The following is a 20,557-nucleotide window of genomic DNA, read 5'->3' on the forward strand; positions in this document are numbered from 1 at the left end:
CTTGTACCTCACAACAGAATGCAGCCGCTGCCAACGCAGATACGCAGTTAGTGCGGGTAACGCATCCGTTTCATCCTTTATTCCCACGGCAGTTGCCGTGCGTCGGCAAGCGCTACAACCGGCATGGTGAACGCCTTTTGCTGCAGACCGAGGACGCCACTGTTTGGTCGGTTCCTCCGCAATGGACTGATCTTGTGAGCTTGGATCCTGAGGTCGTCATGAGCAACGGACGATCGCTCTTGCGGGTGGTCGACTTAATGGAGTTGGCCACTCTGGTGAAGCGCCTTTCGAGCAAATCGGAGCCGCGCTGACGTGCGGAAGTGTAAGGATAAATATGCCGCATTTGTAAAGTGGATTATGCCGCAAGAGGTCGCCTTTATGAGAGGTTACGCCTGCAAATACAAGCTATCACGTCAAATAGACTATAAGCATCGTCTTGACGAGGTAGCAAAATGCGTCATAATTAGCATTACGCTAACGCCGCTTCATGTCCTCGGAGCCATTGATGTCTGCGAAGTACGACAGCAAGCGCACAAAGACGGATGTCCTCATCGAAGAGGGCACGTTCAATCCCACCCCCGAGAAGGTGCGCGATCCAAAGTTTCGGGGCAGCGAGTTCTTCGATCCGCACGACGCCGTGCAGGTCAAATACGAGATGCTGCGTCGCGTCTCCATCGACAAGGTGTCGGTGACGGAGGCCTCCGACGAGTACGGTGTTTCCAGGCCAACCTACTACCAGGCCAAGGTGAACTTCGACATGGCCGGGATTACCGGATTGGTGCCGACAAAGCCGGGCCCCCGCGGTCCCCACAAGATCGACGACAAAATCCTGGCATTTCTGCAGGCGCAGCTCGCCCCAGGAGAACCCGTTCGCGCCCGGGAACTGGCCAAGCTGCTCCGCCAGGAACTCGATATCGAGCTTCATCCCAGATCGATCGAGCGGGCTCTAAAAAAAAGCAGCAGGTAAACATTGCCGCGACGGTGGCATGCCCGATCCAACCGTCGACCATCGCGTCCCAGTACGAGATATTGCGCAAGGCTGCTTTCGGCGCAGCGCTGCCGCTTATGGCTCGTAGCGGCCTGATGCTCTTTCTGCGCCGGGGCATGTGGGGATGGGCTCAGGCGCTGACAGCAACAGCAAGCACCCCGCGAGAGCAGATTTACCCATCGTCAATTGCTTGGCCGCTGCACGGCGGGCACAGCGCCGTTGTTCACGTCCTTGCGACAATCGCCATGAGCATCAACGATCGGAGATCACCATGAATGTACATCTCAAAGTCCAGCCTCATCACCTCGAACGCGGCGCCTACCTGTACATCCGCCAGTCTTCAATGCGGCAAGTCGTTGAGAACGTCGAGAGCGCCAGGCGGCAATATGCGCTTCGGGGACGCGCTGTCGCCCTCGGCTGGCGCGACGAGCAGATTATCGTCATCGACAACGATCAAGGAGAGTCCGGTGCATCGGCGGCGTGGCGCGAAGGGTTTCAGCGGCTGGTCAGCGATGTCGGCATGGGGCATGCCGGGATCGTCATGGGCCTGGAGGTCTCCCGTCTGGCGCGCAACAATGCCGACTGGCAGCGTCTGCTGGAGATCTGCGCCCTTGCCGACACCCTGATCCTCGACGAGGACGGCGTCTATGATCCGGCAAGTTTCAACGACCGGCTCCTGCTCGGCCTGAAGGGAACAATGAGTGAGGCCGAGCTGCATGTGATCAAAGCCCGGCTACGCGGCGGCATTCTCAATAAGGTGCGGCGCGGTGAGTTTCGTTGCCTCCTGCCGACCGGGCTGGTCTATGACCATTTCGGCAATGTGACTCTTGATCCAGACATGCAAGTCAGAGAAACGATCATTCATTTCTTTGAGATGTTCTCTCGCCTCGGGTCCGCCTCCCAGACCGTCAAGGTCTTTCGCAATGAAGGCCTATTGTTTCCATCGCGCCTACACAACGGCGACACGCTGTTTCGGCCGCTCACCGCATCGACGGCGATGCGTGTCCTGAACAATCCTCGCTACGCTGGCGCCTATACCTATGGCCGACGACAGTTTCGACGCACCATCGACGGCAAAAAGACTCTGCGTGCGCGCGACATTGATGACTGGCCGGCCTGCATTCCCGATGCTCATCCCGGCTATATCAGCTGGGAGCGACATCAGGAGAATCTGAAGATCCTCAAGGCGAATGGCCGTGGATTTGAAGCGGCACGAGCTTCAATCCCAAGGGAGGGACCGGCACTGCTGCAAGGCCGGGCCGTGTGTGGGCAGTGCGGCAGCCATCTTAGGGTTCGCTATGCGGCGCGGCGTGGCCGGCAGGAAGCCTGGTACATTTGTAATCGTGCCCGCATTTATCGTGGGGAGCCTATGTGTCAGTCGATCGCCGGGCCTCCCGTCGATGAAGCCATCGGTATGCTGATTGCTGAGCAGATGACGCCGGCGGCCGTCGAACTCGCTCTCGAAGTCCGCAAGGAGATCCAAGCCCGGCATGAAGAAGCAGACCGGCTGCGCTGTCGCGCAATCGAACGCGCCCAAACGGAAGCCGGGCTCGCTCAGCGCCGCTTCATGCTTGTCGATCCTAGTAACCGCCTCGTCGCCGACACGCTCGAAGGTGAATGGAACGAGAAGCTTCGCACGCTGGCCAGTGCCCGCGAAGAGCGCGAACGTGGCCGAGAGCACGATCAATTCATCCTCGATAAAGCTGTCCACGAACGGTTAGTCGCGATGACGGCCGACTTCAACCAGCTCTGGAAAGATCCGGATACCCCAAGCCGCGAACGCAAGCGATTGCTGGCCCACATCATTGAGGATGTCACTCTCTTAAAGTTGCCAGCGGAAGGAACCACCAAGCTTCACGTTCGCTTCAAGGGCGGCAAAATCCAGACGCTCACCACCATCAGCCCAAAATCCTCTCCTCAGCAGATCAAGACAAAGCCCAGTATCATTGAACTGGTCGATAGGCTTCTCGACGATTACATTTATCCCGAGATCGCCGAGATTCTAAACGAGCAGGGACATCGCCCAGGTGGAACCGCACGTCGCGGCTGCCAGGACGCCCGCTTTACACCCCTCAAAGTCGCCTATCTCATCCACGAATATAAGCTGCGATCACGATATGATCGACTGCGACAGCGGGGAATGCTGACAAGACAGGAAGCGGCAGCGCATCTCAATATCAGCGAGCAAACCGTCGCCAGATGGGCCAAATTTGGCCTCATCACCAGACATGCCTATAACGGGCACTATAGCCTGTACGAAATCGCCGATGGAGACCTGCCGCAAAAGCAATGCAGCCGATGGAATCCACTCGAAGATCGCGCTGCTGCGTATCGACAAATGCAAACTGAGCCAAGAACATCAACTGGCGAGGAAAGAGGTGTAGTATGAACGCCGATCGTTCGCATAGAGGCAAACGCCCGAGCCATCCCACCAAACGATCTTGACCCGGTCCGCTCTCTTGGCCCGAAAGACATAGAGTGCACCGTTGAACGGATCACTGCCGGCATCCCGCACCAGCGAAAGCAGGCTGTCCGGACCCTTGCGAAAGTCGATCGGATGGCTCGCGAGAAAGACCTTCACGCCTGACGGGATCATGCCGAGCGCACCGCTCGGATCACCCGCTGCAGATGGCCGTCGTCGATATCTGCGTCAGCCCGGATAACGATATCGCCGATGACAAGCTCGATCATCGAACGTCTGCCAATCGATCTGGTTTCTGTCTGAACAGCCCGATCTCGCGAGACCGATCGCTGTCCGTCTCGCGCATCACGGCGCCAGCCAAATAGTTGTGAGGGATGTATGCCGATGCGATGCGCAATTGCCGACACGCTCGCGCCAGGCTCCATTGCCTCGGCCACAGCCCGCGCCTTAAAATCATCGGACCAGCGCCGCCGAAATTGTCGCGGAGCACCCTCGAGCCGTTCCGGAACAGCCTCGATCATATGGAAGTTTCTAGTTCCAGAGCTAGGCGCAGACATAGAAGCTCACAATTCGTGAATTCGTCTATCTGCATTACCGGGATCAAGGCTATCGACGCCAGATGGGGTCTGCTTGCCGCTTACTGCCAAACTTCCCCGCTCCGCATTTAAAAACGGCGGCATTCGGCGGAGAAAAGTTCGTATTCTCTGGATGGTAAAGATGGCCGACGAACAGGCAGCACCGGCGGGGAGGCCGATGCTGCGCTGTGATTGTCCTTTGACGATCAGGACGCTTTGCGCTTACCGGTGACGGGCCTCGTAGAGCGCGACCGCGTCGGCACCGCCCGGAAACTGAAGGCGACCTGTTGTGTCGTGGGCTGCATCCCATATGGCCGCGGCGACATCCGTTTCCTTCGTCGTCATGGCGGGGTGCGCAAATTCCGCGAAGATCGGCGTCGCGAAGCCGGCATAGGCCGGCGGGATCAGATCCTCGATCCGCACATCCGTATTCTGTGCGAAACGCGTCGTCGGGGCATAGCCGGGCTCGACCAGTCTGGCGCCGACATTGAAATAGCCAAGTTCATGCGCGAGCGAGCCGGTAAAACCCTCGATCGCCTGCTTGCTCGCGGTATAGGCCGCCGCCAGCGGCATGGCGGCGAGCGTCACGCTCGAGGTCACGTTGACGATCACGCCGGACCGGCGTTCACGCATCTGCGGTATGACGGCCTGGCACATAGCCATGACGCCGAACGTGTTGGTGGCGAAGACCTTGCGGATGTGCGCCATCGGCGTCGCCTCGAACGCGCCTACAACACCGATGCCGGCATTGTTGACCAGCACGTCAATGGGGCCGGCGGCCGCGACGGTGGCGGCGATGCTCTCGTCGCTTGTGACATCGAGCCGCAGAATGCGCAGCCGGGCCGAGGCAGGGAAGAGGCTTGCGTCGGGGCGGCGCATCGTGGCGATCACATTCCAGCCCTTGTCGAGGAAATGGCGTGCCGTCTCCAGGCCGTAGCCAGAGGATGTGCCGGTGATCAGGATCGTTTGCATGGGAACCTCCATTCGTTTCGGATGGTTCCTTGATAGCGCCGATCATCTGGACGAACTATAATTTATTATCCATTTATATTGTTCAATCGTCCAGGTCGGCAATAAACTCGCCCGCGCTTGATCTCAGGCGTGGCCGACGCTGCCATTCATCCGGGCAAATCTTCCTGGCGGGCAGCCAAGCCGCTTGCGGAACGCCGTGCTGAAGGCGCTGGCAGAATCGTAGCCGATGTCGTCGGCGATCCGGTCGAGCGTCTTTGCACCGCGCAGCAAGGCATCCTTGGCCAGCGCCATCCGCCAGCGGACGAGATATTCGATCGGACCGCAGCCGAGCACCGCACCAAAGCGCGCGGCAAAGGCGGAACGCGATTGGCCGGCGATTCGGGCAAGGCCTGCAACTGTCCAGTCTGCGCGCACATCGGCATGCATCGCCGCAAGCACGCGCGCGAGCGCCGGATCGCGCATGCCATGCAGCAGACCAGCGCGGTCTTCGCCCATAGTGGTTCCCTGCGAGCGAAGCGCCTCGATGAGAAGAACTTCAAGCATGCGCTGGAGGATCATATCCTTGCCCGGCTCGTCGCCACGGCACTCCTCGGCGATGAGATCGATCAGCCGTCCGAGCCGAGCCGATCGCTCTTCTGATGGCGGAACATGGATCATGCGCGGCAACAGGGCGAGCAGCAGCGGCGCATTCGCCGCCTCGATACGAAACGTGCCGCCCAGCGCTATGAAATCCGCTTCACCCTCCTGCTCGCCATGGCGCACGGGCACATCCATCGGGTCTGTCGGTGTCCCGCCCAGGCCGGGACGACTGCTCAAGGTAAAGGCGGGGGTCGAGGGCAGCAGCAGAAATGCTCCCGTTTCCAGCTTCAAGGGCTCTTCGCCTTCAAATGCAATCCAGCATTCGCCCTTGAGAATCATCGTAAAGCCGGGGGCGTCATGCGCGGCATAGCGTACGGCCCAGGTGCCCCCGCCAGAAATGGGCTTCGAGATGGCCGTGTTCGGCCGAAGCAGGGCAATCACATCGCTGAGCGGGTCCACGTGGATGATCCATATAATATCGAGACAATTAATTATGGATCGTCCGAAGTGGCAAGTCCAGTGCCTGACGGCGGGCCTGGCTACAGCTTGCGATAGGCAAACATGCTCGTCTCATAAGGGAAGGAAATGTCACCGCCCTTTGAGAGTTCAGGGGTTCGCGCGATCAGCGCCCTTACCTGCTTTTCGACTTCCGCCTGTTTCTGCTGAGGCAAGGCCGCGATGAAGCTGACGGATAATGTCCGTTTGACAATGACCTGTTCTGCCGCTCCAACATGTGCGTTGCGGGCATGGCGCTCATCGATGAACTCAAATCCAGGTGCGGGAAAGACACGGCGCCATTCCCCCGTCACATAGCGGGGCGTATTTCCCTCCCACTCATCCGTGATGGCGGACAGTTCAGCGACCCATGGCACGGTCTCGTCCCGCCCATTCCAAATGAGCCCCAGCACGCCGCCCGGCGCGAGAATCCGCCTGATCTCCTGCAAGGCGGCTGCGTTTGCGAACCAGTGGAATGCCTGCGCGCAGACGACGGCATCAACGGATGCGTCTGGCAAGGGGATAGCTTCCGCCGAACCGGCCAGAGCCTGGACCTCCGGAAAGTCGGCCGTAAATTGCTCGCGCATGGCATCGATAGGCTCAACCGCAACGAGGGTTCCTCCGCATTGCCGCAGCAAGGGCATGAACTTTCCTGTGCCGGCACCCAATTCCAGAACTTTCCGGCCGGGTCCGACACCCACGATGCCGCGCAACCAGTCCAGCGCCTCGGGCGGATAGCCTGGTCGCCCGCCGACATAGGCCGCAGCACCGGTCTTGTAGCCTTCAGATGATGTATGCATTGCGATGGTCCTTGCTTGGTGGGATTTTGCCTGATCGTCAAGGCGAGTTGCATTTAGGCGGGCTTAGAGAGCTATGGCGTAGACGTAGTTATCATCATCACCCGGCGCGGTGCGCCAATAATTTCCTAATGCATTGAAAGCTCAAAACAGCTTAGCTTCCTAGACCTTGGAATGGCCCGCTACTTCACATGGCTAGAGCACAAAGGTTGGACACATTAGATGGTAGGAAGGTCTCGATGGGGTGCGTCAGCCGGACTCGCCCTTAACGATCATTCCAATTGGTTAACACACCCATCTTGTGAAACGCGCGGCGATGTCCCACATTCGCCGCCCTCTAATGCTAATGCCGTACATCATGGTTGGTTGAAGGCATGAAGGCAACACCGAGTGCATTCTTTGGCGCTTGCCCATCCAGCACCCTAAAAGAAGTGTTCGCGACACCAAACTGGACCATGACCAGCAATCATTGCTAAACTCCCCTCGACGCCGACAGCCTCCCCCAATAACAAATCCCAGGCAGACCCCTCATGCCGAAGATCGACATTGCAGCCATAGCGAAACACAAAGGCGCCCGCTACCCCGCCCCATTCAACGCCCCCTGTGCCGAGCGCGTGCGGCAGCGGCTGGGCGAGGCCGGCGGCCTTACGGATTTCGGGGTCAATCTCATGCGGTTGCCGCCCGGCAATTGGTCGAGCCAGCGGCATTGGCATTCGGAGGAGGACGAATTCGTCTATGTGCTGGAGGGCGAGCTGACGTTGATCGAGGATGAGGGCGAGACGGTGCTGCGCGCCGGCGATTGCGCCGCCTTCCCGAAAGGCTCCGGAAACGGCCATCACATGATCAACAAGTCGGACACGACGGCGGTTTATCTCGAAGCCGGCGCGCGCTCGCCGACCGACCTCATCACCTGCTCCGACATCGACATGATGAGCTCCAGCACCGACGGCCGGTTCGTGCACAAGGATGGCATGCCCTATCCCGACGGCTAGGCCGCGGCGCGCAATGCGGCGACGGCGTGCGCCCGGATGGGAAATAATGACGACATCCTGGCCGTGAGTTCGATCTATTCGACTATGGCGCTACTCGCGCGGGTCATCCGGCAGGACAAAAGATGCGTCGGCGCGCCATGCAGCATCACTTCCCGCTCGAAGTCGAAACCGCATTTTTCGAGCACGCGCCGGGAAGCCGCGTTGACGGGTCGAACGAGGCCGATTACTCGCTCGGCAAGCAAGTCGTCGCGCGAAAAGGCCAGAGCCTCCTTCACCAATTCCGTGGCATAGCCGCGTCCCCAGCAATCGGGATGCAGGTGATAGGAAAGATTGAGCCCCTCGAACTCCTTCGAGACGGTCACGCCACCGAACCCGATCGGCCGCCCTTCAGCCTCGATCGTCCAGCGTCCAAATCCGTGCACACGCCAGTGCGCCCGGTCACGGGAAAGGCGCCGGGCACTCTCCTCAGGTGAATCCGGCGTCGGATTCGGTCGATGGGCAACAAGCTCGGGACGGGCAAAAAGTGACGTGACGAAGGCAAGATCCCGGTCTTCCGGCATACGCAAAGACAGACGTTGAGTGTGCCGCACCATGAAGACCGCCTTCGGGTTACACCGCCTCGGCCAGGGCCGGCGGGTCGTAGCAGCAGGCGGCCGTGGAAACGCCTATGCTGCAGCCGCTCGCCTCCAGCGCTTCAGTCACCACGTCCACGAACAGGCGGCGCAACCAAACCGCCCGGCTGTCGGCCTGATCGATGCGCCGATAGAGCATCGTCACCGGGTCGGCCGGCAGTTCGAATGGCGGCACCGAAACCGTCAGATCATGCAGCTGCGCCATGCAGCGGGCGATGGATTCCGGGATGGTCGCAATGGCCGGAATGGCCCGCAATGTCATCGGCAGAGCGGAAAAACGCGGCGCGGTCGCCACGACCTGGCGACGATAACCGAGGCGCGCCAGAGCGGCATCCACGTTTGTGGATATCGCGCCTTCAATGGAGACGGTCACATGCGGCGCACTGGCAAATTGCTTCAGTGTGAGCGGCGCGGGGCATTTGAGATGGCGGGGATCGTAGATGCAGAGCGATGCCTGCTCGAACAACGGCGCGCGAATATGCCAGGAGGCAGGCTCGTCATGCACGGAGATGCTGAAGTCATAGGCGCCCTCGTCCAGCAGGCGCGCAGCATCGCGTTTATCGAACGCCACGCTGACCAGCCGGGCATTCGGCGCCAGCTCACGCAGCCGCGCCACCAGCGGTCCGAAGAAGGACGATTCGAGATTGTCGCACATGCCGACGCGGAATTCGCCATGCCAGTCCGCCGGATCGAAGGCCGCCGGCGGGCGAATGGCGCGCTCGATGCCGGACAGCGCATCCTCGATCGCCGGCGCAATGGAAAGCGCCCGCGGCGTCGGCTGCAAACCGCGCCCGACGCGCACGAACAATTCGTCATCCAGCGTCTCGCGCAGCCGGCGTAACGCGGCGGAAAGGCCCGGCTGACCCAGCAACAGGCGCTCGGCCGCGCGGCTCACATTCCGCTCCTGCATCAGCACGGAAAAGGCGAGCAGCAGATTGAGATCGATTTTCCGAAGCGTTGCATCATTCATCATCGCCAGTAATATCTGACATGGTTACTATCAATTTGCAATAGGGTTTGAACGTGTACATTTTCTCGTTCCCTGCCGTTTGCAACCTCCCAAGAGGCGGCAGCACAGAAAGGAACGATCCCGATGACTTCTTCCCAAACCCGAAGCGGGGCTGGATTGGCGTTGCTGCTGCTTTGCGCCGCCAACTTCCTGGACGCCATGGACGTCTCCACCATTGGGGTGGCCCTGCCCGCAATCCAGAAAGAGCTCGGCATGCAGGCGACATCGCTGCAATGGGCCGTCAGCGCCTATGTGCTCGGCTATGGCGGCTTCCTGCTGCTCGGCGGCCGCGTTGCCGATCTCTTCGGCCACCGCCGCGTGTTTCTCTGGTCGCTCGGCGTCTTTGCTGCCGCGAGCATTGCCGGCGGCTTCGTCGATAGCGCGCCGACCCTGATCGCCGCACGCCTGATCAAGGGCATCGCCGCCGCCTTCACCGCGCCGGCAGCCCTCGCACTGCTGCTCTCCGTCTTCGGAGAAGGCAACGCCCGCGCCAAGGCGCTCGGCGTATTCTCCTCGACAGGCGCCGCCGGTTTCGTGCTCGGCATGGTGCTGGGTGGTGCTGCGACCATCATCAGCTGGCGCGCAACCATCGTCATGGGTGCTCCCGTCGCCATCCTCGCGCTGATTGTCGCGCCCTTCGTCCTGCCTGCCGATCACAAGCGAAGCGGCTCACGCGCCCGCTTCGACTGGGCAGGCGCAATCACCATCACCCCCGGACTGCTGCTCTTCGTCTTCGGCGTCACCAACGCCGCGGCCGACGGCTGGCAGGCATTTGCCACCTGGGGATCACTGGTGGCGGCACTGGCGCTGATCCTGCTGTTCCTGCTGGTCGAGTCACGCCATGCCGACCCAATGGTGCCGCTTGCCATGTTCCGCCGCGCCAAGCTCAGCCACGCCAATGCCGTCGCTGCGCTGTTCCAGGGTGCCTATGTCGGCTTCCAGTTCATTGCGACGCTTTACTACCAGAATGTCGTCGGCTGGTCGGCCTTCGCCACCGGCTTCGCCTTCGCCCTCGGTGGCGTCTGCGTGATGTTCCTCGCCCCTCGCTTCGCCACGATCGGGCAGGCCCGCGGCACGACTTTGCTAATGACGTTCGGCGTCGGACTACAAGCCATCAGCTATCTCTTCTGGGTGCTCTCGGTCGGCCAGATCGACACGATCGTGCTGGTCGCCATCTCGCAACTCCTGCTCGGCGTCGGCTATGCCATGACCTATCCGTCCATTCAGGTCGCGGCACTGTCCGATATCGAAGAGGATAAGTCCGGTCTGGCTTCGGGCATGCTCTTTGCCTCCTTCCAGATCGGCGGCGGTATTATCCTGGCGGCAGCCTCGGCTGTCTTCGGCGCAGCCCCCAGCTACGGTTGGAACCCCTATATCGCCGGCATCGGCTTCGTGACGATCCTGGCTGTCGCGATCACGCTGCTCGCCGCCGTCGGCCCGCGGACATCGGCCGCAAGAGCGGCAAACTACCAGGCCGCCGAATAGACCCGAACACCACGACCCGCTCGTCAAAGAGCGGGTTCATTCTTCTCAGGTACACGCAGCCTCGGCAGCGCGGCGCATCAGCAAATCCCGCTCTCTCTCATTTCCGGCAAGCGCCGCGGCCGCCTCGAAGGCGCAACGCGCCTCGTCATACCGGCCGAGCTTATAAAGAAGATCGCCGCGAACGCTGGGCAGGAGATGATAGCCTTTCAATGCGGGCTCATGCGCGAGTTGCTCGACGATCTCCAGCGCCGCCTCGGGGCCGTCGACCATGCCGATGGCGACGGCGCGGTTGAGCTCCACGACCGGAGAGCGCAGGATCGCGGCGAGCTCCGCATAGAGTTCGGCAATCCGTCTCCAATCGGTTTCCCCGGCTGTGTGAGCCCTCGCATGGCAGGCGACAATCGCCGCTTGAAGGGCATAGACGCCACCGGCGCCGCCCAGTTCCCGCACCCGCGCCAGCGCCTGCAAACCGCGATGGATCTGCAACTGATCCCAAAGCGCACGATTTTGATCGAGCAGCAGGATCGGATCACCGGCGGCGTCCGTCCGCGCCGCCGCGCGGGAAGCATTCAATTCCATCAGCGCAAGCAGCGCATGCGCTTCCGGCTCCTGCGGCGCTACCGACGTCAGCACCCGGCCCAATCGCAGCGCCTCGTTGCAGAGCTGCAACCGCAGCCAGTTTTCACCCCGCGCCGCCGTGTAACCTTCATTGAAGATCAGATAGACGACCTCCAGCACCGTGGCCAATCGCCGCGACAGCTCCTCGCCATGCGGCGTTTCGTAAGACAGTCCCGAGTCCGAAAGCGTCCGCTTGGCGCGGACGATGCGCTGGGCGATCGTCGCTTCCGACAGGAGAAACGCCCTGGCGATCTCCTCCGTCGTCAGTCCACAGACCATCCGCAAGGCCAGCGCGACGCGCGCCTCGCGAGACAGCAGCGGATGACAAGCAGTGAAAACCAGCCGCAGCATTTCATCGCCGATATCATCATCCAGGGCGGCATCGAGATCCGGCATGACTTGCTGATCCTCTTCCATGTCCCGGACGATCATGTCGTGCTTGCGATCGAGCATCTGACGACGGCGCAAATGATCAAGTGCCCGGCGTTTGGCCGTCGCCATGAGCCAGGCGCCGGGTCGCTCCGGGATGCCCGCCTCCGGCCAACGCTCCAGGGCGGCAACCAGAGCCTCCTGCGTCAGATCCTCGGCGAGCGGCACATCACGCAGCATCCTTGCCAGGCTTGTGATCAGCCTGGGCTGCTCGATCCGCCACGCGGCGAGGATCGTCCGGTGGGTGCCGGCGGCCGTCACGGCCGCCTCTCCCGATTGCAGATCATCAGTGCCCGACGGCCGCATGGGGGAGCGGATCGCATACACCCTCCGCATGTGGTTCGAAGTAGGCGCGCACTTCGCATGTTCCCTCCCAGCCCGGCATGAAATCCTTGTGCAACTGCATGAACTCGACCGCCAGCGCCACGGCCTCTTCCTTGCTTTGCAGCTCGAAGATCGCATAGCCTCCGACGACTTCCTTGGCCTCCACGAAAGGCCCGTCGACAACGCTCAGCTCGCGATCCCGTATGGTGACGCGAGCGCCGGTCGCAAGCGGCATCAAGCCCGCCGTATCGATCATGCGACCGGCTTTGATCTCCCGATCGGCAAGCTTGTTCATGGCATCGAGAAGCTCCGGTGTCGGTTGCATGAAATCGGTAGAAGTGACGATAGACATGAAACGCATGGGACGATTCCTCCAGAAACGAGCCGCCGGCACCATTGCCGCTCAAATGAACCCGCTCATATTGACGACGAAGCGGCCATCGGAAAATCGACAGGCGCTTTTAAAAAATTTGCGATCGCTTCCGAACGACAGAAAATCGAACCTCCAGGCCGGCCAATTTACCAATATCGACAGCATCGAAGCAACTTGCCTGGAACCGGAGAGGCTGGACTGGGCGACATCCTGATCCATCGCATTGCCTTTGTTGACTTCCCACAATCGTTGCAAGATTGTGGGGCCAAATTGGACCTGCGGACTTTGGAATATCCGACGCTTCCCCAGCAGCACGGATTTCCGTAATGCTCCGCAGACAACACGGCGGGAGCTCGTTTCTATGTTCGACCATATCTCGATCGGCGTCAAAGACCTGGCGCGGGCGCAGCAGTTTTACGACGCAACACTTTCGACGCTTGGCTATGAACGCCTGAGCAATTTCGACGGCACCATCGGTTATGGCGCGGAACGGCCCCAGTTCTGGGTCAGCGAAGTGGAGCGGCCGGTGCCCGCCGATCGCGGTTCCGGCCTGCATTTCTGTTTCGTCGCTCCAAGCCGGGAAGCCGTCGACGCCTTCCATGCCGCCGGCCTTGCCAATGGCGGCGAAGACAACGGCAAGCCGGGTATAAGGCCAGATTACAGCCAGTTCTACTATGCAACTTTCGTGATCGATCCCGACGGCTATCGGCTGGAGGCCTATTTCAAGGTCGGCGAATAGACGGCAATCCGCAATAAGCGGCGAAATGCAGCCAATCCGCCGACTCAACCTCGAATTAACTTAGCCAGCTAATGGATTTTTCCAGGCATTTCTATCTTTCAGGTTGCTGTCAGGCTTCTGTTGTAAGGGCCGCCGTGGGGCGGCTATAGCGGTGATTTACAAAAACACTGGTGGGCGCTTGTCTTAGATTTGTTTATGACAGTGGCCGGCCGATGTACGACAGTGACCTTGCATACACAAAACGCACGACGTCGGTAGGCACACCCCTCGCGGCATTTTTGGCGCTATTTGCGCTTTGGTGGCTGCTGCTGCTCGTCTTCAATCGCTTCCCCGGTATCGACCTGTGGGTAGCTCGGAGCGTTTTCACGGCCGCGCCCTGCGCATCATCGAGTGCCGCAGGCAAAATCTGCGGCACCTTTGCTCTTGCGAGGAATCCCCTTATCGAAGCGCTGCGTGATGTGACGTTGGTCCTTCCCTATATTGCCGTCGTTGTCTTGCTGGCTATCCTCGTCATGTTCTGGCGCAAACACGGCGCTCGTCGGCGAACGCTGAAAACGGATCAGTATATCGCCGCCCTGCTGTCATTGGGTATCGGTTGCGGCCTGATCGTCAATACGTTCCTGAAAGGATATGCCGGCAGACCGAGGCCGCGCAGCACGGACCTCTTTGGCGGCGGACTGGATTTCGTCCAGGCAGGTTCGTTCGCTGGCCGGTGCCTGGGAAATTGCTCCTTCGTTTCTGGAGAAGCTTCGTCCGGCGGTTGGCTCCTCTGTCTGGTGCTGCTGCTGCCGCAGCGCTGGCGCCTCCCGATCGGCATCCCACTCGCCATCGTCTCCGTAATCATGCCTATAATGCGCGTGCTCATGGGCGCCCATTACCTGTCGGACGCTATCCTCGGCTGGCTTCTGTCGTTGGTGGTCTTTGCGGCTGCGATGGCTGTCATGGATTTCACGCGCTCGGGATCATCCACGCAGTCTTGAAAACAGCAGCGCTCATCCGGCATTGCGCAGACGAATCAGGCGACTGAGCCTGGCTGCCTTGCGGATGCGGGCTGTCATCTCGGCAAGCCCGAAAGGCTTTACGAGATAATCAACGGCCCCGATACCCATCGCCGTCATCTGGTCCGACAGCTGATCATAGGCGGACATAACGATCACCGGCGTCGAATCCGCCCGTGCTTCCGCATGCCTTAGCAATGTGAGGCCACTTCCATCGGGCAATCGGAGATCAAGAAGAATGACGTTGTAAGCTCGAGCCGTGACGGCGGCCGTTGCGGACTCCAGAGTCATCGACCAGTCCACCGACCAGCCTTCCGCGCACAGATGATCCTGTATCGCGTTGCCGATAGTGGGATTGTCCTCGACCAATAAGACCCGCACGATTGCTCCCTCATTGCAATCAAGGAGCTATGATGAGGATTTCTGACGGCGACCTGAAATTCAGACGTCGGCGCGGCAAAAAGCAAAGATAATAGGCGGCGGCCACAAAACAGCTGTGTTCAAGCGTCTGTCGTTCAGGTATTTGTCAGGAACGGCCGCCATGGTCGCCGGCTTTAACACGCGAACCTGCGCCTTGCGCCACCGGGTTTTCCGGCCCCGCCGACAGCACATGCCTCGGAGAAAACCATTGAACGAAAAAAATATATCTTCTGGCCGACATTTCGTCAGGCCGGCCATCGGCAGTGTTACGCTATGCCTTATAGTCGCTCTTTATGTACTTCTCGTGACGAACCAGATGTTCTGGACCAAGGCCTACAGCTATTTCACGACCGAACCTGCTGCCTTCATTGCCTTCGTGGCCGGTATCTCTGCAGGCATTTTTGCATTCTTCACGCTGTTCTCCGCGAAATATGTCACGAAACCCGTCCTGATCTTCTTCGTGCTTGTGGCGTCGGTATCCTCCTGGTTCAACGATCAGTTCGGCGTGATCATCGACAAGGAGATGATCCGCAATGCCGCCGTGTCGACGGGCGCTGAAGCCGGACACCTGATCACGGCGCGCTTTGCGATGCATGTGCTGCTGACGGGCATTCTGCCCTCGCTGGTGATCATCTGGGTGCGGATCGTCCATCGCCCCATTTTCAAGAAGCTTGTCCATAACACCGCCGTCATTCTCGCCTGCGTCGCCGTCTTCGTCGCTGCCGGCACCACCTTCTACAAGACTTATGCTGGCGTCGGTCGTGCCCATCGCGACCTCATGGATACCCTTAATCCGGTCATGCCGATCACCAGCGTGGTGCGCTACGCCATTGACACGCAAAGGGATGCAAATGTCGTCGCAGGCCCATTGGGGACGGACGCCCGCAGGGTCGGCGTTGTTGATAACGGCAAGCCGCGCGTCACGATCATCGTGGCGGGCGAAACCGCGCGCGCGCAGAACTTTTCGCTCGGCGGCTATGCCAAGATGACCAATCCGGAGCTGGCGAAGCGCAATGTCGTCTACTTCCCCAATACCAGCAGCTGCGGCACGGCGACTGCAACCTCGATACCTTGCCTGTTCTCCGTCTATACGCGGGCGGAATACAGCCATCGCAAGGGGCTGGAGACGGAAAATCTGCTCGATGTGCTGACCCATGCCAAGGTCGGCGTGACTTGGCTGGACAATGACACCGGCAGCTACAATGTAACCGATCGCGTCCCCTACACCTATCTGCCGCCCTCGAACGATCCCCGCTTCTGCAAGGACGGGGAATGCAAGGACGAAATCCTCGTCGACAAGGTCGATGGCTGGCTGGACAAGGTGAAGGGCGATAGCGTCCTCGTGCTGCACCAACTTGGCAGCCATGGCCCGGCCTACTATCAACGCTACCCCGAGGAGTTCCGCCGCTTCCGTCCGGATTGCCGCGCCAACGACTTCGGCTCCTGCTCGCAAGAAGAAATCACCAACGCCTACGACAATACGATCCTTTACACCGATCATATCGTCTCGATGATCATCGACAAGCTGAAGCAGCGCTCGAACTCGCTGTCCGGAGCTGTCCTTTATTTCTCGGATCACGGCGAGTCGCTCGGTGAGAATGGCATCTATCTGCATGGCGCGCCCTATATCATCGCGCCTGTACAGCAGACGCAGGTGCCGATGCTGGTGTGGATGGCCGACGATCTGGCAAAGGCGGGCGGCTACGACATGGCCTGTCTGTCCAAGCGCGCGCCTGAGGGCACGCACTCGCACGACAACATCTTCCATAGTGTTCTTGGGATGATGGACATATCGACGAAAGTCTACGATCCGAGCCTGGACGTATTTGCCGCCTGCCGCACGCCGTCGAACAAGCTGGCGCAGAAGTGATACGCGGCCCTCAGTAGCCGGCAGCCCCGTTTCGGTGGGGCTGCCAAACAATTGGGATTATTCAAAGTCGCTTAGGCTGGCGGATCGTCCGCTCGTTTTCCACATTGCCCGTATTGAGCGTCGTATTCGGCTCGAAGAGCACGACTTCGCACGTCGGTTCTGCGACCGGGCAATGTTCCACGCCATGCGGCACGATGATATATTCGCCCGGACCGAGGACGATATCGCCGCCGTTTTCCTCCCGCAGCTTCATGCGCAGAGTGCCCCTGACGACCAGGAACAGCTCGTCCTCCGCTTCATGATGATGCCAATGGAAGGCGCCATCCAGCTTGACGAGCTTGACCTGAAAATCGTTGATGTCGCCACCGACGCGCGGGCTCCAAGCCTCGTCGAAGGCTGCAAAAGCCTTGGTAAGATTGACCTTTTTCAGCGTGATCATGCGCTCCTCCTTCTCGCCAAGCAGCTTGATGTCGAAGCTAATATTGGAGGCAGTATCGCCGAACGCAACGCCGACACTGCGGAATGCGGTCGATTGCCATTGCCATATCGAATTCCTCGAAGGTTTCAGCCGAAACTTTCCGGGTAGTTGACGATCCGGAACGGCGCTACATGCCCTCTCAATATTATTTGGACAGACGACGGGAAAAATCATGACGACAAATAATGTCGAATTCGGACTCGATACCTTCGGCGACGTGACCTTTGACGACAACGGCGCGCCGCTGCCGCACGCGCAAGTCATCCGCAACGTCGTCGAGGAAGGCGTCCTTGCCGATCAGCGCGGCATCGATTTCTTCGGCATCGGCGAACATCACCGTGAGGACTTCGCCGTCTCCTCCCCCGAGACCATACTGGCCGCCATCGCTAGCCGCACCTCACACATTCATCTGGGATCGGCCGTGACGGTTCTGAGCTCGGATGACCCGATCCGCGTCTTCCAACGCTTCTCCAGCCTCAATGCCATCTCGAACGGTCGGGCCGAGGTGATCCTCGGCCGGGGGTCGTTTACGGAATCCTTCCCGCTGTTCGGCTTCGAGCTGTCGCAATACGAACAGCTCTTCGAGGAGAAGCTGGACCTGTTCGCGGCGCTTTTATCCAAAGAGCCGGTGACCTGGCAGGGCAGCATCCGCCCGCCATTGCAAAACCAGCGGGTTTTCCCGACCATCGAGAGCGGCCATCTGAAGACATGGATCGGCGTCGGCGGCAGCCCGGAATCAGTTGTCCGTGCCGCCCAATATGATCTGCCGCTCATGCTGGCGATCATCGGCGGCAGCCCCTATCGCTTCCAGCCCTACGTCGATCTCTATCATCGGGCCTTCGCGCAACTGGGCAAGCCTGTGAGGCCGATCGGTATCCATTCGCCGGGCTATATCGCTGACACCGACGATCAGGCCCGCGAGGAATTGTGGCCCTGCTACAAGGCTATGCGCGACCGGATCGGTCGCGAGCGCGGCTGGCCGCCCATGACCCGAAACGAATTCGAAAACGAGATCGAAAAAGGTTCGCTCTATGTCGGCTCGCCGGAAACGGTCGCCGCCAAGCTCGCCCCGGTCATCAAGACGCTCGGCATCAACCGCTTTCAATTGAAGTACAGCGCCGGTGCGCTCGGCCACGACAAGTTGATGCGCTGCATCGAACTATACGGCCAGAAGGTCATCCCTGCTGTGCGCGCGGCATTGGCGGCATAATTCAAGACCGACCCGGCCGCCTTCCGTGATCGACTGGAACAGCACATGCTTCGCTACGCGGCGAGGCATGTGCTGAATCCTGTTGTCATCACTAAGTAGTAAATGCTACTAATATTAATAGGAGTAGCATTTACTACGAAACAGAATTGCACGAATGACGGAGAAGACGCAGGAGCGGCAGACCTTCGAAAGCCGGGTTCTCGCAGCGCTCGATGCGCTCGCCCCGGCGGAACAGCGCATCGCCCGTTTCTTCATCGACCAGAAGCAGGCGGTCCTGCTGAATTCCGCCGCCCAGATTGCGGAGCGTGCCGGCGCCAGCGACGCGACCGTCGTGCGCACCGCACGTGCGCTTGGTTTCGAAAGCCTGTCTGCGCTGCGTGCCGCCTTGCTCTCCGAACTGACGGGCATGCCATCACCCGGCGACCGGATGGAGCGGACGCTGGCCGAGACGGGTGGCGATGCGCTTCGCCACGTGATGAGCATCCACGAAAAGGCATTGGAGGCTTTGCGGGATCAGCAGTTCACCGTAAGCTTTGAGCGTTGCATCGATATTCTGGCTGGCGCGGCGCGGCGCCATGTCTTCGGTATCGGCCCCTCGGGCGCCATGGCGGACTATGCCAGCCTGCAATTCAACCGCATAGGCCTGCCGACGAACGCCCTCTCCGTCTCGGGCATTGCCTTGGCGGATCGCCTCCTGTGGGTCGGCAAAGGCGATGCGGTGCTGATGATGGCCTATGCGCCGCTCTATCGCGAAGTCGATATCCTCCTCGATCACGCCGCTCGGCATGACGTGCCGGTCATATTGATCAGCGACGACCTCGGCCCGCTGGTTGCAGGCAAGGTGGCGGAGATCCTTCCCCTGCCGCGTGGCAATGCCGATCATCTCGCCATGCATGGCGGCACGATGGTTCTGATCGAAGCGATGATCGTTGCACTGGCAGCGAGGAACAAGGAAGCAGCCCTCGATAGCCTTGATCAACTCAGCATGCTGCGCGGTTCTATCGATAAGGCCTGGAGCAAACGCGGCACAAGGAAACGGAAGTGAACGTCGAGGCGTCCGGCGAGCCAAGGCTCGCATCATGCGGCGGCCATTCGGCCTCGGGCGCAAGTTCACCCAGGGCACGAAGAAAATCTACGGAGAAGACCATGCGAAATCAAAGTCCTCATCGTCATTCGGGAATCGTTTCATGAGTAGCCTCACACCCATTCTCTCCACGGTGACGGCATCCTTCCTTGGTTCTTTCGTCGAGGTCGTGGAAGCCTTCACCATCGTCCTTGCCGTCGGGGTCACGCGTAGCTGGCGCCCGGCGCTGACGGGTGCCGCGCTCGCGCTCGCCGTGCTGGCGGCCCTCGTCCTCATCTTCGGGCCGTTGCTCGCGCTCGTGCCCATCGAAACGCTGCAATTCGTCGTCGGCGTTCTCCTGATCCTGTTCGGGATGCGCTGGCTGCGCAAAGCCATTCTCCGGTCCCTGGGCGTCATCGCCTTGCATGACGAGGAAGCGGCCTTCTCGAAGGAGACCGCATCCTTGAAAGCGCAATCCACGGATCGCCGCGCCGACTACCTTGCCGGCCTCGCCGCCTTCAAGGCGGTGCTGCTTGAGGGCGTCGAGGTGGTCTTCATCGTCATCGCCGTCGGCGGCGCGCATGGCCTGACGCTCTATGCCGGTCTCGGCGCCCTTGCCGCCTTCGTTCTGGTCATGCTGATCGGGCTGCTGGTGCATCGTCCGCTTGCCACCGTGCCGGAAAATACCCTCAAATTCGTCGTCGGCCTGATGCTCACCAGCTTCGGCATTTTCTGGACCGGTGAAGGCATCGGCACTCGCTGGCCGGGCGCGGATCTCGCCTTGATCGCCATCTTTGCGATCGTTTCGCTGGCCTCCTTCGCCATTCTTCGCGGCCTGCGCGGTTCCACCGGCACCCCCACAGCAAAGGCAGCCCAATGACCGTGCTCCGTATCGCCCTGTCCGAGCTCATCGGCATGTTCATCGACGACGGCAGCCTCGCGACCCTCTGCCTGATCCTCATCCTCGCAATTGCGGGCGCGGTTGAATTTCTCGCCATGCCACCGCTCGCGGGGGCAGTTCTCCTGCTGTTCGGCTGCCTCGCCATTCTGCTCTACAGCGTCCGCCGTGCGGTGAAGCGGTGATATTTC

At 60.4% G+C, this 20,557-nt stretch carries 23 protein-coding genes and 1 pseudogene; 12 read left to right on the plus strand and 12 right to left on the minus strand.

All coding sequences use genetic code 11. From position 1 onward, the window contains the following. From GA0061101_RS39295 to GA0061101_RS06280, 3 genes are all read left to right on the plus strand, one after another. The coding region (locus tag GA0061101_RS39295; RefSeq protein ID WP_092573266.1) for a DUF5372 family protein at positions 1-311 on the plus strand (311 nt) is incomplete at its 5' end. Between the two features lie 194 nt (positions 312-505). Beyond that, entirely contained in the window at positions 506-967 is a 462-nt protein-coding gene (locus GA0061101_RS06275; RefSeq protein ID WP_092573267.1) for a helix-turn-helix domain-containing protein, read from the plus strand. Between the two features lie 364 nt (positions 968-1,331). Continuing rightward, positions 1,332-3,377, plus strand: a complete 2,046-nt coding sequence (locus tag GA0061101_RS06280; RefSeq protein ID WP_245297459.1) for a recombinase family protein — start codon at positions 1,332-1,334, stop codon at positions 3,375-3,377. Here GA0061101_RS06280 and tnpB read toward each other — a convergent pair. The 5 genes and pseudogenes from tnpB to GA0061101_RS06305 all read right to left on the minus strand — a co-directional run bounded on the left by tnpB (position 3,348) and on the right by GA0061101_RS06305 (position 6,831). After that, positions 3,348-3,584 carry an IS66 family insertion sequence element accessory protein TnpB gene (gene tnpB, locus GA0061101_RS06285; RefSeq protein WP_092573269.1) on the minus strand — a complete coding sequence of 79 codons (237 nt, stop codon included), beginning with the start codon at positions 3,582-3,584 and terminating at the stop codon, positions 3,348-3,350. The genes GA0061101_RS06280 and tnpB overlap by 30 nt on opposite strands. Positions 3,585-3,766: 182 nt before the next feature. Further along, a pseudogene (locus tag GA0061101_RS40740) lies at positions 3,767-3,967 on the minus strand (transposase); the annotation flags it as partial. Positions 3,968-4,207: 240 nt separating this feature from the next. Beyond that, positions 4,208-4,957 (minus strand): SDR family oxidoreductase, encoded by a 750-nt coding sequence (locus tag GA0061101_RS06295; RefSeq protein WP_092573271.1) that lies wholly within the window; start codon positions 4,955-4,957, stop codon positions 4,208-4,210. Between the two features lie 123 nt (positions 4,958-5,080). Further along, positions 5,081-5,995, minus strand: coding sequence for an AraC family transcriptional regulator (locus GA0061101_RS06300; RefSeq protein WP_092573272.1), 915 nt, complete (start codon positions 5,993-5,995; stop codon positions 5,081-5,083). A gap of 80 nt (positions 5,996-6,075) precedes the next feature. Beyond that, positions 6,076-6,831 carry a class I SAM-dependent methyltransferase gene (locus GA0061101_RS06305; RefSeq protein WP_092573273.1) on the minus strand — a complete coding sequence of 252 codons (756 nt, stop codon included), beginning with the start codon at positions 6,829-6,831 and terminating at the stop codon, positions 6,076-6,078. 527 nt (positions 6,832-7,358) lie between these two features. Between GA0061101_RS06305 and GA0061101_RS06310 the strand changes: the two genes are divergently transcribed. Then, on the plus strand, positions 7,359-7,820 hold the full coding sequence (locus GA0061101_RS06310) for a cupin domain-containing protein (protein ID WP_092573274.1): 462 nt from the start codon (positions 7,359-7,361) through the stop codon (positions 7,818-7,820). A 74-nt stretch (positions 7,821-7,894) separates the two neighbouring features. On the opposite strand, the gene GA0061101_RS06315 is transcribed toward GA0061101_RS06310, so the two are convergent. Further along, positions 7,895-8,413, minus strand: coding sequence for a GNAT family N-acetyltransferase (locus GA0061101_RS06315; protein ID WP_047562505.1), 519 nt, complete (start codon positions 8,411-8,413; stop codon positions 7,895-7,897). A gap of 16 nt (positions 8,414-8,429) precedes the next feature. After that, positions 8,430-9,425 carry a LysR family transcriptional regulator gene (locus GA0061101_RS06320; RefSeq protein WP_047562504.1) on the minus strand — a complete coding sequence of 332 codons (996 nt, stop codon included), beginning with the start codon at positions 9,423-9,425 and terminating at the stop codon, positions 8,430-8,432. A gap of 120 nt (positions 9,426-9,545) precedes the next feature. Between GA0061101_RS06320 and GA0061101_RS06325 the strand changes: the two genes are divergently transcribed. Then, positions 9,546-10,946, plus strand: a complete 1,401-nt coding sequence (locus GA0061101_RS06325) for an MFS transporter (protein WP_092573275.1) — start codon at positions 9,546-9,548, stop codon at positions 10,944-10,946. A gap of 45 nt (positions 10,947-10,991) precedes the next feature. Here the strand turns inward: GA0061101_RS06325 and GA0061101_RS06330 are convergent, their stop codons facing one another. Genes GA0061101_RS06330 through GA0061101_RS06340 form a run of 3 tightly spaced genes read right to left on the minus strand, consistent with a single transcriptional unit; the run spans position 10,992 to position 12,909 of the window. After that, positions 10,992-12,254, minus strand: coding sequence for an RNA polymerase sigma factor (locus tag GA0061101_RS06330; protein ID WP_092573527.1), 1,263 nt, complete (start codon positions 12,252-12,254; stop codon positions 10,992-10,994). Between the two features lie 25 nt (positions 12,255-12,279). Further along, positions 12,280-12,678, minus strand: coding sequence for a YciI family protein (locus tag GA0061101_RS06335; protein WP_037195027.1), 399 nt, complete (start codon positions 12,676-12,678; stop codon positions 12,280-12,282). A 42-nt stretch (positions 12,679-12,720) separates the two neighbouring features. Beyond that, positions 12,721-12,909 (minus strand): hypothetical protein, encoded by a 189-nt coding sequence (locus tag GA0061101_RS06340; protein ID WP_092573276.1) that lies wholly within the window; start codon positions 12,907-12,909, stop codon positions 12,721-12,723. A 142-nt stretch (positions 12,910-13,051) separates the two neighbouring features. Between GA0061101_RS06340 and GA0061101_RS06345 the strand changes: the two genes are divergently transcribed. Further along, entirely contained in the window at positions 13,052-13,429 is a 378-nt protein-coding gene (locus GA0061101_RS06345) for a VOC family protein (protein ID WP_092573277.1), read from the plus strand. A gap of 212 nt (positions 13,430-13,641) precedes the next feature. Further along, positions 13,642-14,409 carry a phosphatase PAP2 family protein gene (locus tag GA0061101_RS06350; protein ID WP_092573278.1) on the plus strand — a complete coding sequence of 256 codons (768 nt, stop codon included), beginning with the start codon at positions 13,642-13,644 and terminating at the stop codon, positions 14,407-14,409. A gap of 12 nt (positions 14,410-14,421) precedes the next feature. Here GA0061101_RS06350 and GA0061101_RS06355 read toward each other — a convergent pair whose 3' ends face one another. Then, positions 14,422-14,808 (minus strand): response regulator transcription factor, encoded by a 387-nt coding sequence (locus tag GA0061101_RS06355; protein ID WP_037195035.1) that lies wholly within the window; start codon positions 14,806-14,808, stop codon positions 14,422-14,424. Between the two features lie 247 nt (positions 14,809-15,055). Between GA0061101_RS06355 and GA0061101_RS06360 the strand changes: the two genes are divergently transcribed. After that, the gene (locus tag GA0061101_RS06360) at positions 15,056-16,717 is read left to right on the plus strand and encodes a phosphoethanolamine transferase (RefSeq protein ID WP_481407404.1); all 1,662 of its coding nucleotides are present in this window, start codon (positions 15,056-15,058) and stop codon (positions 16,715-16,717) included. Between the two features lie 61 nt (positions 16,718-16,778). On the opposite strand, the gene GA0061101_RS06365 is transcribed toward GA0061101_RS06360, so the two are convergent. Beyond that, positions 16,779-17,156, minus strand: a complete 378-nt coding sequence (locus GA0061101_RS06365; RefSeq protein ID WP_047562939.1) for a cupin domain-containing protein — start codon at positions 17,154-17,156, stop codon at positions 16,779-16,781. A gap of 211 nt (positions 17,157-17,367) precedes the next feature. On the opposite strand from GA0061101_RS06365, the gene GA0061101_RS06370 reads away from it, so the two are divergent. The 4 genes from GA0061101_RS06370 (at position 17,368) to GA0061101_RS06385 (ending at position 20,551) form a co-directional block, all read left to right on the plus strand. Beyond that, complete coding sequence (locus GA0061101_RS06370) at positions 17,368-18,405, plus strand: LLM class flavin-dependent oxidoreductase (RefSeq protein ID WP_092573279.1); 1,038 nt, start codon at positions 17,368-17,370, stop codon at positions 18,403-18,405. Between the two features lie 154 nt (positions 18,406-18,559). After that, positions 18,560-19,450 (plus strand): MurR/RpiR family transcriptional regulator, encoded by an 891-nt coding sequence (locus GA0061101_RS06375; protein ID WP_092573280.1) that lies wholly within the window; start codon positions 18,560-18,562, stop codon positions 19,448-19,450. 142 nt (positions 19,451-19,592) lie between these two features. After that, the gene (locus GA0061101_RS06380) at positions 19,593-20,348 is read left to right on the plus strand and encodes a COG4280 domain-containing protein (RefSeq protein ID WP_037195420.1); all 756 of its coding nucleotides are present in this window, start codon (positions 19,593-19,595) and stop codon (positions 20,346-20,348) included. Continuing rightward, positions 20,345-20,551, plus strand: coding sequence for a hypothetical protein (locus GA0061101_RS06385; RefSeq protein WP_037195044.1), 207 nt, complete (start codon positions 20,345-20,347; stop codon positions 20,549-20,551). Before GA0061101_RS06380 ends, GA0061101_RS06385 begins: the two co-directional genes overlap by 4 nt. Positions 20,552-20,557 lie beyond the last annotated feature (6 nt).

Source organism: Martinezella lusitana, assembly GCF_900094565.1.
Classification (GTDB): Bacteria; Pseudomonadota; Alphaproteobacteria; order Rhizobiales; family Rhizobiaceae; genus Rhizobium; species Rhizobium lusitanum.